Origin of the sequence: Paraburkholderia guartelaensis, assembly GCF_004353905.1 — a bacterium.
Taxonomy (GTDB): domain Bacteria; phylum Pseudomonadota; class Gammaproteobacteria; order Burkholderiales; family Burkholderiaceae; genus Paraburkholderia; species Paraburkholderia guartelaensis.
The window spans coordinates 136207-149727 of record NZ_SMOD01000014.1 but is presented as its reverse complement, the minus strand read 5'-3'; the positions used below and the strand labels follow the sequence as shown (position 1 = coordinate 149727).

Here is a 13521-nt window from a genome sequence, read left to right as displayed (position 1 = left end):
ACAGCGAGTATAAACGGAGAAAAAAAACGGTATTGGCAAACGGCCGCTATTGTCGACAGCGACGACACGGCCAGGTACGGCGGCTATATCGGCGGGTCGGTGACGATCCGTTTCCTCTGTTACGACCTGCAACGACTGCGACTGAACCTCTGCCTCGAACCGTCGTCTCACTCGGAGCATTCGGCAAGGGACCACGCAACTGTCGACGGTCATCGTGCAGCACGACTGCGCTGCATGTAGCAAGCCCCGTCGGCGGTCGAACGCGGTCCCGCCTTTTAACCGCGATTGGAGGAAATAGAACATGCCAAAGAAGCGCTCAGTTCGAACGGCCGCCAGCGGTGGCAGCGACCGCGTTCTCGCCGCACCGGTTTTCTCGCAGCCCCAGCCTACGCCAGATCCGCAAACCTTCATCGTCAGGCACGCATCCGATGTGGCGGCCTACAGAATCATCGACGAACTCAATCGCGAGCACAAACTCAAGGCCCTTCCGTTTCCTGCGCCGCGCGGCGGCGTCGAGCCCCGCCTGACATTCGCGAACGTGATTAACAACGATCAGACCATCCTCGACCAGATCAACGCTAACGGACAGATCGTTTTCCACTCAACGGGCGATTGCGGCAGTACCCGAGGCCCGAAAACACAGAACGAAGTCTCCGACAAGATGGTCAGCGACTTCGACGAAACCGATCCAGCCGAAGTACCGCAATTCAATTTTCTGCTGGGCGACATCGTCTACAGTTTCGGCGAAGCGCAGTACTACTACGATCAGTTCTACGAGCCCTATCGCGACTATCACGCACCGATCCTCGCAGTCGCGGGCAATCATGACGGGATGATCTCGCCTTTGCAGCATGAGAAGAGTCTGCAGGCGTTTCTGCGGAACTTCTGCTCCGACTGCTTTGAGGTCTCTCCCGATGCAGGCAATCTTTCACGTACCGCGCAAATTCAACCGGGAGTCTTCTTTACATTCGAAGCGCCGTTCGTGCGCATTCTCGCGTTGTATAGCAATACACTCGAAGATCCTGGCGTGATTTCGAACAGCGACATCGGCAACAGCCAGCTGAAGTTTCTCAAGGCCGCGCTGACGCGGGTGAAAAAGGAAGGCTATACGGGCGCGTTACTGTTCGCGCATCATCATCCGCCCTATGTCGCGCGCGGACGTCACGGCTGGAGTGTCGAGATGCAGCAGCAGATCGATGCGATCTGCGACGAGGTGGGCGTGTGGCCCCATGCCGATCTTGCGGGACACGCACACAACTATCAGCGCTTTACACGCACACGTCCCGACGGCACCCACATTCCGTACATTGTGTGCGGCAACGGCGGACACAACGTACAGCGACTGACCACCAACGGACAGCCGCCGCTTCGTGCACCGCAGCTGATCCAGGCCGCCTCGAAGGACACGGATGCCGTTGTCATCGAAAACTACGACGACCAGAACTATGGCTATTTGCGCATCGTCGCGAACGCAACCCAGTTGAGGATCGAATATCACGCCGCCGTCGACGGACCGTATACCAAGGCGCCCGACGACCAGGTGACCGTCGATCTGGACACCCGCCAGCTTTCTCATTACGTGGCCCGCAATGCCGGCATACCCGAGCTGGCCACGCGTATCCGTGAATTCGCGCAAAGCGAGAAAGCGAGGCGCTGATCGGGAGGTCAGCGCGGGTGAGTTACCAATCAGCAGACGCGATGACCACAGCGCTATTCGTATGTTTTAGCCGCGGCCATCGCGTCAAGCGAATCGCCTCGCGAGCATGATCAGGCCGTCACGAATGCCTGCTCTCTGGTTTCTGCGCACGGATCTTGCCTTTCCTGAGGTTGATAAAGACTCTTATTCAAACCAAGCACTCGACATGGATCCCACCCGCGACTTGTGGTCGGATCTGTGCGGGACGCCTGGGGATTTTGCTGATGCCAACTTTACACACGGAGGTACCTGGACCGAGTAGCAGTTCCGCACCAATCGCCTGCTCAAAAGAGTTGAGTGTGGCAGACGGCGATGCAACGACAGGATCACCCCGGCCGCATCGGGCATCGCATCAAATTGTTCGTCGTTCTCCTTAGTAGTATCAATTCCTCTCCGACGCCGTGGCACATCGTATGCGCGACGCGGCTGTTGGCGTACGCGCAGAGTTTGTGCGCTGCACCGGCGCACTTTCGAAGCGGTTTGTACGAGGAAAGGGGCGGACGATGAACCTGGCGACGAAACACACGGCGACATGGGTGGTGGTTTTAGCGCTGACCGGTGCGGCTTATGCGGCGGCGGGTGGCAATGGCGGCGGCAACGGTGGTGGTGGCCACGGTGGGGGCGCGGGTGCCGGCGGCAATGGCAATGGCAATGGCAATGGCGGCGGTAACGGCAATGGCAACGGCGGCGGCCATGGTGCGGGTTCGGGCGGCAACGGCAATGGAGCCGGTGCGGGCGTCGGTGCAGGCGTGGGTGGCAATGGTGCTGGAGTGGGCGCGGGCGCAGGCGCAGGTGTGGGTGGCAACGGCGCTGGAGCCGGTGCGGGCGTCGGCGCAGGTGTGGGTGGCAACGGCGCTGGAGCCGGTGCGGGCGTCGGCGCAGGCGCAGGTGGCAATGGCGCTGGAGCCGGTGCTGGCGCAGGCGCAGGCGTGGGTGGTAACGGTGCAGGTGCGGGCGCCGGCGGCAATGGTGCCGGCTCGGGAGGCAGCGGTACCGGTTCGGGTGGCGCTGGCGCTGGTTCGGGCGGCGCGGGTGCTGGTTCGGGTGGCGCTGGTGCGGGTTCCGGCGGCGCGGGTTCGGGTTCGGGAGGGGGCGGCCACGGTGCGGGTAGTTCGGGTGCCGGTAGCTCCGGCGCGGGCAGTTCAGGCACAGGCAATTCAGGCACAGGCAATTCAGGCACAGGCAATTCAGGCACAGGAAACGCAGGTGGAGGCACCGCCGGCGGTGGTAACGCGAGCGCAGGCGGCCCAGGCATGGCATCGGCCAGCGTCCTGGGAAGCATGTTCGCCAGGTTGCGCATGAGGTCGAACACGATCGCGATAGTGCCCCGAACTGCGCCAGCAGCAAACGCCAGAGCGAGCGCCACGCCGGCAACTTACAGCCCACCGACCGCAACGGGTGCGGGCGGCAACATGAACGCCCGGGCGGTGGCGGCCTCGGATGGCGGCTACGGCTCGCCAGGCGTCACTGGCGCGGGGACCGGCGCTCGCAGCGCGGCGGCCGCCGTGCCGATTAGCACCGACTACAGCCCGCCGGGGGGCACCGGCATGAACATCGGTACGGGCCCCTGGGGCGGCTTCGCGGTGGATACCGGCGGTGATGAACCGCCTATCCTGACCCCCAACGGGCCTATGAAGTGATCAAGGATGGTTGCCACGCCGAGCCGCCACAGCGGCTCGTAAGCACCCGCCCCGGTGCGAGTTTGCGAGCCGCTTGCCCTGGCTGCTCTTTTTGATCGGCAGATCGCCACCTCCGCCCTGCTCGCCCGGATCAACACCGGGTGCACGACAGACGTCACGGACGACCTCGTCCACGACCTCGAAGACATGACCAGAGTGCCAATGTCTTCGAGGTCGCAGTTTTTTGGCAGCAAAGCACAATAATGAAAAGAATATCCAACCCACGACGCCAGGTCTTCGTGTGTCATCGCGCTCGGGAGGTCACCCATGAAAGTCCACGGCGTGACGGCAGACCTGTCGTTCCTGATGCGGCAGTCCTGCTATGCCGCAATGTTGCTCGGCTGCCTGACGAATCCCCCGGCAGCGCAGGAGCCAGAACGTGCGCGAGGCACGCCCACGGCCACCGCGCCGAGCTACAAAGTGGGTGACACGTGGACATTTATATGGGGGCGAACAGGCTCCACGCCCGGGACCCCACTTGTCATGACAGTAATCGCGGTAACAGGGACGCAGACGACGATGTCCTCCTCGTGGAACGGCGGCCGACCGAAGGAGGTCCATTACGACAATCAGGGGAACCTCACGCGAGATGGCAACGGAACAACGTACGAGCCGAGCAATGGAACCCTGAGTTTCCCAATGAGTGTGGGCAAGAGCTGGGACTTTCATCATGTCCGGCATTTCGCGTTCGGAACGATTGACGTCAGCGGCCACGATGAGATCGTTGCATTCGAGCGGGTACAGGTACTTGCCGGTTCATTTGACGCCTACAAAATAGTAAGCCATGGGGTGAACGCCAAGCAGCTCGATCGTTTGTACGATGCACCGTTCACCGAAACCTACTGGTATGCGCCAAGCGTCAAAGAGGTCATCAAGTCGGATTACGCGTTGTATCTCGATCATCAAACGCTGCTGACCCGCACTTCCGAATTGAGTGCTTTCTCACTTGCTCCGTGACGCTTGAAAGTGCTGTGCCGGATGCATTCAACCCTTGCTTCGCACTTGCGATCGATACCGGCTGGGGCTCTGACCAAACGTCCTTTTGAACGTCGAACTAAAAGAGGTCTCGGATGCGTAGCCAACGGCGGCGGCGATGCTCGCGAGATTTTCATTGCCCGTCTTCAAGGCATCTCTCGCAATCGTCATGCGCCAGCGAATCAGATATTCCAGTGGAGGCAATCCCACGAGGTCTTTAAAGCGCTCGATGAACGCGGTGCGCGACATGCCGACTTTCGACGCCAATTCGTCCACCTTCCACCGACGAGCCATGTCTTCATGCACCATCTTTAGCGCGGAGCCGATCCTTGGATCCGACAACGCGCCTAGCCAGCCGGTGGACCCCGAACTAGCGGCAAGATGCGCTCGCAGGATGTTCACGAGCACAATATTTGCGAGGCTGCCCGCCATCGCTGCCGCTCCGGGCCGGACTGATTCTGTCTCTGTCCTGATCAATTCAAGGGCCGCACGCAGCGACCTGGCATCCGCAGAATCCGCGGAAACGAGGACAAGCGGGGGCAAGATATTGAGCAACAGGCCGCTCATGTCTCCATCGAATTCGAACGTCCCGCCGACGCTGATCGTGCACATGTCTCCCTGTCCATAGCGAACGATTCCGTCCGCACCCACGTGCCTGGCAAACAGCTTGTCTCCGTCTTGCATTTCCACAGTGGGGTCACTGGCAAAACAGTAAGGCGATCCGTCGGTGAGGAGACAAAAGTCTCCCTCCTCCATTTTTGCGGGCGCGGTGACGCCTTCAATCCATACCCATCGAGCGCCCTTGATGACACCGCCGAACTTCACATGACGATAGGCGGGAAATCTCAGGGCCCACGGACCGGCTGCCTCAAAGCGCGCCGAGAGCACGCTTTTGACTTTCAGCAGCGAGAACACATCGGAAAGCGGGTCCATCAGAGATTTGTACGATTCAATAGAAAATACGATCGATTGATTATGGATTGAACGTACGTCATGAGCAAGAATGGCCGCTCCCAACCACTGCCGCCGCCGACGCACACAGGAGCGAGGTCCAGAATGTCTCAGACCCAATTTGCAACCACCCGTGACGAACTTGTCGCGCGTTTTATCCCCTTGCTGCATGAGATCAAGGACATGACCGCAAGCCCTGAGGTCGAGCAATGGCTGAATGCGAAATATGGCGTTGAAAGCGCGTTATACGGGGATCTGTCGCGACTCATTACCGCCGGCGTTAAGGAAGGCTGGGCAGCCGACACTGAGATCGCGGGTCCGCGCTATCGTCGCTCACGAGTTGTCGTGCCGAGCGCGGAGACGCACTTCTTCAGCGCCACCGCGGTGCTGCTGGACAGCACGGACAACACCCAGGACAACCCGGAAGGCAGCTTCCGCGCCGACTATCATTTGCACCCCTATGGCGAGATCAATCTGGTGGTGCCGCTCAATGAAGGCGCGGCGCTCGCCGGTCCGAATGGCTGGTGCTATGGCGGCTGGACAGCACCCGCGCCGGGCAGCCATCACTTTCCTGAAGTCAAGGGCGGTGCCGTCGTCTCGCTCACTTTTCTGCCTGCGGGACGCATTGCCTTCGACGTCAAGCCGCCGCGGCGCTGAAGTGTTCATGGACCGATCACGTGCCGCTTTTCGAACACAGTTGTGCTCAACGCGGCCAGTGCCTGCGAGAAACGACAGCAAAGCTTATGGCGATCGCACCTGTCGCTGCGCGAGGTTGTGTCTCGTGCGTCACGTCGCCGAAGCGCGCACGGCGACTGCGCCCTTTACGCGAACCGGAGTTGCTGACCAAGGTCGCATCGGACTCGCTGTCGACCGCCGTCTTGCCGATGGCGTCAGATTCAGGCGCCGTCCGGGGGCGGTCAGTCGTCAAGTTTCGGGTTGGCATTGCGAGTGATTTTCGAGTGGGAGACGTCTGTATTGAACTCCTTGCCTGTCAATCAGTAAAATGAATGTTCTTACCAAAATGATTACTTTTCCGAATGGAACTGAAATTACTGAGGACGTTTCTGACGGTCACCGAACTGCGCCATTTCAGTCGCGCGGCGGATGCGCTGCACATGAGCCAGCCGACCCTTAGCAAGCAGATCGGCGCATTGGAGGCGAGCCTTGGTGGCAGGCTGTTCGAGCGGGGTCGGCACGGTGCGCAGCTCACGCCATTTGGCGAGACGTTCCTGGCCGATGCGCAGGCGCTCGTACGCGACGCGGATGAAATCCTGCTGCGTGCGCGAGAAGCAAGCAGCGGCCGGCATGGTCACCTGCGCATCGGGATCTGCCTGTCCGTACTGACGATCGTGCCGAAACTCATTGCCGATTTTCGACAGCAGCATCCTGGTGTCGCCGTCACGCTGAGCGACCTCTCTTCCGCAGAGCAAACTCGCCGTCTTCTGGCGGGCAAGCTGGATGCCGGTTTCCTTCGCTTGCCGGCCGCGGAAGGTCTGTCATCGTTCAAGGTTGTCGACGAGGGACTGGCGCTCGCATTGCCGCCACAGCTTCAATACACACGCCTTCCTGCGAATCTGGACGTGCTCAATGAAATCGGCTTCATCTCGCTGCTGCGTCCACGCGGGCCGGGGCTGGCTGCACAGATCGACCGATGGTGCGCCGGGCATCGCTTTGTGCCGAAAGTGACACAGCAGGCCGAGGACATCCAGTCGGTCCTTACGTCGGTGGCCGCGGGAGTCGGCATCGCCTTCATCCCTTCTCGCGCACGACACCTGCTGCGGGATGCTACGGTACTGCCGCTCCATGGCAAGGAGGCGAAGTGGCGCGTGGGGCTCGCATGGCCTTCCATTCGGAAAGATCCCGTTACGGCGCGCTTTGTTGCGTTCGTACGCGCCGCAATGAAAGGCGGTTAGTGGATGCGGCGGCACGCTGGCTCTGCGGTGCCTGATCGATGAGGAATCCCCAGCTAGTGCGTCTAATTCAGCAGAGCGGCCCGAACATTCCGGGCCGCCCCGCTTCCAGCCAGGACCGACAAGCGGCCCATGCTGGCTTTAGTGCGTCGGCGTGAACGAAACGCCGCGCAACACTTCTGCAAACCCTGCGCTACGCACCGTGACGAACTGCTCCCGGTTGCCTGGAGCGGTCGTATTCTTCACCAGGTCGCGGATTGCCACCAGCTTGTTCGGGTCCGCGCCCTGGTCGCCGCTGCCGCTGACAGTCGACGTGATCGCCCACAGCATCACGGTACCGTCGCCCTCGACCCGGCCCGTCAGGTTACGCAGGCCGTCGGTTGCCGGTCCCCACGGCAGATTTGTTGCCTGGTTCGCTCCGGTCGGATAGCCGTCCACCGTGTACGGCTTGCCGAGGTTCAGGCCGTTCTGCAACGTGTACGCCAGCGTCCAGCTCTGCGTCTTCGCGTTGTACACCCACTTCTGCAAACCGGCGAGTTGCTGCGCGGCCGCATGCGTGTACAGATCCGAACCGCCCGCGTAGCCGTCGCCTTCGTCCGCCACGTACAGCGTATTCGCATCCGCGAACCACACGCCGAATGGGAAGTGCGTCGGATTCGTCGCCTTGTTCGACGTCGTCGGGAAGCCGCGGAGCACGCACATGTTGCTCGGCAGGCCGTTGGCCTGCAGCGTGGCGGCGCTATACGTGAGCGGTTGGGTCGGCAGCTTCGCGTTCGGCGCCGGCACGCCCACGCCATTCGGGCATGCGGTACCTGTCGTATCGAGGAAGTACACGGTGTTCACGCCGTTGCCGCCGCTGCCCTTCGTGTAGTACAGCACGTTGTTGTAGATTGTCAGGCCGCGGAAGTTGTCGTCCTTGCCAATCTTGTCGGCCTTGTCGCCAAGTTCGGTAACGGAAAAGCTGCCGACGGGCGTCGGCGTGCCCGGCGTTTGCTGCGCTTCGTGCTGCCTCGATTCGTCCATCACCTGCGCGCCGGCGCCGAGTACGACGCCGTTCGGCTGCGGGTTCCCACCGTTGCCTGCGTTGCCGGACGTGTAGACGATGTTCTGGCCGTTGCTGTTGTTGAGGATCGCGGCACGGCCATTATTACCGCTGTACGCGTTCGTTTCCGTGAACTTGAACTGGCCGTTTTCATCGACACGCGCCACTGCCCGATAAAAGTTCTCGCCGACCGGATTGGTCGGATCGACTGCGCCCGGCGTGTTCGAGTTGGACACATCGATGGCGTTGACCGGGGCGACGTAGCCCATGAACGTCAGATACTTGCCGTCCGTTGAGAGGTTCAGCGCCATTTCCGACTTCGACGAGAAGCTCGTCACCATCTGGTCGCCACCGTGGCCCGGATGCATGCTGTTCGGCACCTCGAGCGTGTTGACGAGCCGGCCGCCCGGCGTGATCTGGTCAAGGAAGGCTCGTGCAGTGATGCCGAAGCTCCCGTCATAGATCGCGTTGTTGAACACGTACGGAAACGTACCGTCGTTCGTCGCGCCAGTCGCTGCCGAGCAGCCGCCTTGCGTGCTTGCGCAATTCGGCGGCAGCACCGTGCCCGGTTGAACGTTGCTCGACAGATTGTCATAAACGCCGCGGCTGACGACCAGGTTGCCGGGCTGAAACTGGCTTGCATGGGCCACTTGGGTAGCCACGCCGGCCGCGATCAAGGTGAGGGCAATCGCAGGCCGCAGGAAAATTGTTTGCATGTACAGACTCCCAATATTATGAAGAAATCGATTTAATCTTCTGGCTCTCTGTCTGACACAACGTGGGCACGACGCTGCGACTTTAGATATCCCGAATGAAGGAATGATTGCCGCGACCTTTCAAACTTACTGGAACTTACTAACAGGTACGTTGCAGCCGCAACCGGATTCGGCTGCAAGGGGCCGTTTCGGCGTCAACTGGGGAAAGTCAGAAAAGCGCCGGTCATGGCAGCGATCGGAAGCCGCGAACCGGTTCCGCCCGGCTGTCACGGAGCGCAGTCCGTAGTGCAAGAAGATCCTCAGCGGCGCGCAATCGCCACGCGACTGCACCCATTTCCTCAGCGAGTTCGATCGCTTCCAGTAGCAGCCCCTCAGCCCTCCTGGGTGCGCCCTGCAAGGAGCGGATCGCGGCGTCCACACGCAGCAGCTCCGGCAGGCACCACCGCTCGTGCTGCGCCGCTGCGCGCGCGAGTGCTGCTTCGATCGTCGCCCGTGCTTCCTCGACTCTCCCGCCCCGCGCGAGCGCTTCCGCAAGCATGCTCATGTAAATCGGGGCGCGGATGGCAGAGCCGGCAACGAGCAGATCAGAGATCGACTGGTCCAGCAAGTCAATCCCGTTTTGCTGTCCGCGCTGAATCATCAATACGCTTCGCAAGCAACGACTCGACTGTGCCCAAAGCGTTAGTCTGCCACGCTCGAACTGTTGCTGTAGTAGGTCGATATAGCGCTCAGCATCGTCAATCCGGCCGCTCCAGAGTGCAATCGGACACGCGGTGAGCGACAACACGTTACACAGCGAAAGCGCGTGTCCCGATGAGAGCGCCTCCTGGACGGTATTCTCCGCAAGCTCAGCTGCCTTCTCAGGCTCCCCGGTCAACCATAGGAGCATTGCGAGCGTAGTCCTGGTCGCAACTGCGCGATTGATTTGAAAGTGGGCGTGGCCGACGCGCTTTCCCCCTCCCAAACACAAAGCCGACAGACGATCCAGCCGCGCCTTCGCTGCTGGAAAATCGCCGAGGTACATCTCGGCCGCAGCCAAAAGCCGTTCACCGTCTGGGGCCGCGGATTGATCGCTTAGCATTCGACAGAGTTCGCCGAAGAAGTGCAGCCGATGCGCTGCATCCGTCGGTCGGCCGATGTGAATATCGTAGACCGCACGTCCCCAGTGAGCCTTCAGCCGGCATTCGACTTCGCCTGAGCGATCCGCCAATGACAAGGCAAGATTCCATGCGTCATCCGCCGCCTTTGTCAAACCGCGCGCGTACATGAGCGAACTTGCCAGCGCGAGTTGCAGCCGCGCCTCGGCACCAATGTCGGTCAATCCGGCGGCGCGCCCCTCCGAGAGCGCACGCGACAAGTGCGCGATGCCCTCGTCAAGAAGCGATAAATGCTCCCACATCGGGATGGCCGCCACCGTGATCCGAACGCCCAGCGCGACTGCCCCATCGCTGCCGAACGCCCACGTCAAAGCACTGCGCACATCGGCAACTCTTCCAGCGGAATTCGTTAGCCGAACCGCCGTAATGTCATCTTCCCAGTGGCCCTGCAAGCGTTCCAGCAATACACAAATATGCTCCGCATGGCGTTGCCTGATCTGATTGCAGTTCGGGTCATCGAAGAGCCGGTCGGCCGCAAACGCACGGGTACTATCAAGGAAGCGATAGTGCAGCGCGTCCTCCCGCGAGTCAGCGGACAACAGCGACTTTGATATCAGAGCGGCTGTTCCCTCAAGTGCCGCACTGGAAGGAACACCAGCCGCGGGCGCAACAGCGACGACATCGTCCACGGTGAATGCGCCAGCGTAGACGGCCAAAGCTCGAAGGATGGCTGCTTCGTGCGCAGAGAGGAGCCCATAGCTCCATTCAAGTGTCGCGCGAAGTGCCCGATGACGCGCAGGCACCTTGTCAGTGCCATGGTCCAGCAGATCGAATCGATTCCTCAGCAGACTCAGCAGCTTTGCTGGAGCGTAGGTCACCGTCTGTGAGGCGGCGAGTTCAATCGCCAGGGGTATGCCATCGAGCCTGCGACAAATATCGACAATGGTCAAGCAATCGGTATCGACGAGTTTGTAGCCGGACGCTTCAGACGCACGCGTCACAAACAGGTCGACAGCAGAGAAACTGAGGACTGTGACCATATCGCCAGCTTCGATACCGTTCGCTGGAACCTCAAGCGGGTCGATCCTGAGCACTTGCTCCCGCGCCAAGCGCAGGGGTTCACGGCTAGTGATCAGGAATTTTGCGTTTGGGAGGCCCATAGCGAGCCTTTCCGCCGCTGCGGCGACGGCGGGAATCAGGTGTTCGCAATTGTCGAGCACGAGCAGCATCAACTGGTCCTTGATCGATCGCATCGTTGCACCGAGCAGATCCTCACTGTCCGAGCGAATACCGAGTTCGGACGCGGTAGCCGATGCGAGGAATTGGGGATCGTTGACAGTCGCGAGATCGACGAAGGCAACGCAGTCGAAAAACTGATTGGCCAGACACTGAGCAGCGGCAATCGCCACTGAGGTCTTCCCGACGCCGCCCGCGCCCGCAATCGTCAGGAAGCCGCTTTTGTTGATGCCGTTACACACGGCCACGACCTCCTTCGCGCGGCCGATCAACGGGCTCGCAGTCGGAAGTGGTATGTATCGTGCCACTGACTTGTAGGTAATGGTATCCACGTGCTCTTGCCTCACGGGCTCCGTGAAGCGATAGCCGCGGACCGGGACGTTGGCGATATAGGTCTGCCGCCGGTCATACTTCTCGAGCACTCGACGCAGATGCGCGATATTGACCTTCAGGTTGCTGTCATCGACGATCGTGGTCGGCCAGGCTGCGGCGATCAATTCCTCCCTTGTGACGAGCGCACCCGCTCTTTCGACGAGCGAAGTGAGTATTGAGAGTGCCCTGCTTCCGAGATGCACGGGCGTCCCGGCATAGAAGAGAAGTTGTCGATCTCTCAGCAGCTCGAACGCACCAAATCGATAGACTGTCTCGCCGCCCATAGTCCGATATACCTCGCACGCGCTGGATCCATGCTCGACGTGCCGAACAACCCGTCGAAATGCGTTGTACTTCGATATGGAGTCGGTAAAAAACGGCAGGAGGCTATGGAGAGTCCTGGTTCCGCCGGCGGGCAGGATCGCCTGTTCAGTTTAACCAATACGACCATGTGAGGCGACCGAGCACGCGGCGGAGACAGGACCCGTGCGATCCGGCAAAAGTTAGGGGACTTCGCGCACTTGACGGCTTTGGGCAGCCAGGCGGCAGCCGAAACCACTCAGCAAGCGCGCCTGACGCGAGCGAAACGCCTATCGCGCTGCAATCCCCTGCGCTCCAGGCGGCACGCCGGTGACCGAACCGACCGGTTCGAGCGTGCCGTCAGGCATCACGCGAAACCCACTCACCGCGCCGTTGCCCTCACGCACATAGAGGAATTTGCTGCGACTGCTGAGCGCCATGTCGAGCGGAGCGCTGAGCGTACCTGCAGCTGCATTGAGCAGGGTTAGCTTGCCATCCGCGGCAATGCGCAGACTGCTGATCGTGCCGCTACCGGCGTTGGCCGTATAGGCAAACCGTCCATCCCCGGTTGTGACGAGCCAGCACGGAGCGGACTGACCCAGCGGGATCGACGCGCTGATCGAATCAAGAGTTTTGCCGTCCTGGACTTCGTATGAAGAAACCGAACCGGACCCGGCCTCGGAGACAATTGCGTAACCACGTGTCGTGAGGGAAAAGCCGAACGGCGTAACGCCGTTTGAGGCATGGGCGGTGGGAGTCGAGGCGTAGCCGGTAAAGCCGACGGAATACGTGTCGATGATCTGCGTGCCCTTCTCGGTCACCAGCAATTCATTGCCTTCCGGCGCGAACCGGACCTCCGCTGGCTGGGCGGTGGTTCCGCCCGCCAAGGGCCGCTGCGAGCCGGGTAACGCAACGAGGCGCTTGCCGAACGCATCGACAAAATAGCCACTGATGTTCGGTGTGCCGCCGGCATTGAGCACATACGCGATGGGGCCCTTGACCGTCACGCTGACGGGCATTTGACCGCCCGATGGCTTTCTGTCGAGCAGCGTCAGCTTGCTGCCGTCGATTGCGAAGAGCGAAACATCATTGCTGCCAGCATTCACCGCAAGCAGAAAGCCCGAATCCAACGTCAGCGCGCCCTGCGAGCCTAGCGGATCGGCTCCCGTTCCCGCGCCTTTTCCGCCGGTTTGATAGGTGGCCATGTAGGTCAGCGTTCCGTTTGTAGCTCGGGCATAAACAAGAACCGAGTTTCCGGAAGGCTGGTTCGACATGACATAGACTGCCCCGGGCGGATCGACATCAGAAGCGGTTTGCGCAAAGCTGCTTGAAGCGAATCCCAGCGCTGCGGCGAACGCGATGGTTCGCAATGGAAACGATGAAACGTACGTGACAAATGACATGACGAACTCCTTGCCTGATAGACATGACTTCGTTAGGGGAACTGCCACTGCACTGCGCGCTCGCTCTTCTCTCGCAACATCGATCCCGAATGTAATCAGTACGCCGAATTAATTAAAACGCGCTCCTGACAGCATTGATCATCC

10 protein-coding genes are annotated in these 13521 nt (G+C 60.8%); 5 read left to right on the top strand and 5 right to left on the bottom strand.

Features of this window, described 5'->3' with window-relative positions; all coding sequences use genetic code 11:
* The first annotated feature begins 301 nt into the window (after positions 1-301).
* Positions 302-1657: a metallophosphoesterase family protein gene (locus E1N52_RS19960; protein ID WP_133184454.1), complete on the top strand. Its 1356-nt coding sequence runs from the start codon at positions 302-304 to the stop codon at positions 1655-1657.
* A 584-nt stretch (positions 1658-2241) separates the two neighbouring features.
* On the opposite strand, the gene E1N52_RS44135 is transcribed toward E1N52_RS19960, so the two are convergent.
* Entirely contained in the window at positions 2242-2391 is a 150-nt protein-coding gene (locus E1N52_RS44135) for a hypothetical protein (protein ID WP_165979420.1), read from the bottom strand.
* 25 nt (positions 2392-2416) lie between these two features.
* On the opposite strand from E1N52_RS44135, the gene E1N52_RS44130 reads away from it, so the two are divergent.
* Positions 2417-2998 carry a hypothetical protein gene (locus E1N52_RS44130; RefSeq protein WP_165979419.1) on the top strand — a complete coding sequence of 194 codons (582 nt, stop codon included), beginning with the start codon at positions 2417-2419 and terminating at the stop codon, positions 2996-2998.
* Between the two features lie 644 nt (positions 2999-3642).
* Positions 3643-4332 (top strand): hypothetical protein, encoded by a 690-nt coding sequence (locus E1N52_RS19950; RefSeq protein WP_133184453.1) that lies wholly within the window; start codon positions 3643-3645, stop codon positions 4330-4332.
* A gap of 27 nt (positions 4333-4359) precedes the next feature.
* Here E1N52_RS19950 and E1N52_RS19945 read toward each other — a convergent pair whose 3' ends face one another.
* Positions 4360-5283 (bottom strand): AraC family transcriptional regulator, encoded by a 924-nt coding sequence (locus E1N52_RS19945; RefSeq protein WP_133184452.1) that lies wholly within the window; start codon positions 5281-5283, stop codon positions 4360-4362.
* Positions 5284-5406: 123 nt separating this feature from the next.
* Between E1N52_RS19945 and E1N52_RS19940 the strand changes: the two genes are divergently transcribed.
* Entirely contained in the window at positions 5407-5958 is a 552-nt protein-coding gene (locus tag E1N52_RS19940) for a 4-hydroxylaminobenzoate lyase (RefSeq protein ID WP_133184451.1), read from the top strand.
* Between the two features lie 380 nt (positions 5959-6338).
* Positions 6339-7214 carry a LysR family transcriptional regulator gene (locus tag E1N52_RS19930; protein WP_133184449.1) on the top strand — a complete coding sequence of 292 codons (876 nt, stop codon included), beginning with the start codon at positions 6339-6341 and terminating at the stop codon, positions 7212-7214.
* Between the two features lie 138 nt (positions 7215-7352).
* Here the strand turns inward: E1N52_RS19930 and E1N52_RS19925 are convergent, their stop codons facing one another.
* The 3 genes from E1N52_RS19925 to E1N52_RS19915 all read right to left on the bottom strand — a co-directional run bounded on the left by E1N52_RS19925 (position 7353) and on the right by E1N52_RS19915 (position 13377).
* Positions 7353-8969 carry a hypothetical protein gene (locus E1N52_RS19925; RefSeq protein ID WP_246089144.1) on the bottom strand — a complete coding sequence of 539 codons (1617 nt, stop codon included), beginning with the start codon at positions 8967-8969 and terminating at the stop codon, positions 7353-7355.
* A gap of 223 nt (positions 8970-9192) precedes the next feature.
* On the bottom strand, positions 9193-11958 hold the full coding sequence (locus E1N52_RS19920; RefSeq protein WP_133184448.1) for an ATP-binding protein: 2766 nt from the start codon (positions 11956-11958) through the stop codon (positions 9193-9195).
* Between the two features lie 306 nt (positions 11959-12264).
* On the bottom strand, positions 12265-13377 hold the full coding sequence (locus E1N52_RS19915; protein ID WP_133184447.1) for a lactonase family protein: 1113 nt from the start codon (positions 13375-13377) through the stop codon (positions 12265-12267).
* Positions 13378-13521: the final 144 nt, after the last annotated feature.

Bases quoted from the DNA above. Each gene is read 5' to 3' on its own strand.
- E1N52_RS19960 (WP_133184454.1), top strand. From the start codon at position 302: ATGCCAAAGAAGCGCTCAGTTCGAACGGCCGCCAGCGGTGGCAGCGAC.
- E1N52_RS44135 (WP_165979420.1), bottom strand. From the start codon at position 2,391: ATGGCCGCCGCCGTTGCCATTGCCGTTACCGCCGCCATTGCCATTGCC.
- E1N52_RS44130 (WP_165979419.1), top strand. From the start codon at position 2,417: ATGGAGCCGGTGCGGGCGTCGGTGCAGGCGTGGGTGGCAATGGTGCTG.
- E1N52_RS19950 (WP_133184453.1), top strand. From the start codon at position 3,643: ATGAAAGTCCACGGCGTGACGGCAGACCTGTCGTTCCTGATGCGGCAG.
- E1N52_RS19945 (WP_133184452.1), bottom strand. From the start codon at position 5,283: ATGGACCCGCTTTCCGATGTGTTCTCGCTGCTGAAAGTCAAAAGCGTG.
- E1N52_RS19940 (WP_133184451.1), top strand. From the start codon at position 5,407: ATGTCTCAGACCCAATTTGCAACCACCCGTGACGAACTTGTCGCGCGT.
- E1N52_RS19930 (WP_133184449.1), top strand. From the start codon at position 6,339: ATGGAACTGAAATTACTGAGGACGTTTCTGACGGTCACCGAACTGCGC.
- E1N52_RS19925 (WP_246089144.1), bottom strand. From the start codon at position 8,969: ATGCAAACAATTTTCCTGCGGCCTGCGATTGCCCTCACCTTGATCGCG.
- E1N52_RS19920 (WP_133184448.1), bottom strand. From the start codon at position 11,958: ATGGGCGGCGAGACAGTCTATCGATTTGGTGCGTTCGAGCTGCTGAGA.
- E1N52_RS19915 (WP_133184447.1), bottom strand. From the start codon at position 13,377: ATGTCATTTGTCACGTACGTTTCATCGTTTCCATTGCGAACCATCGCG.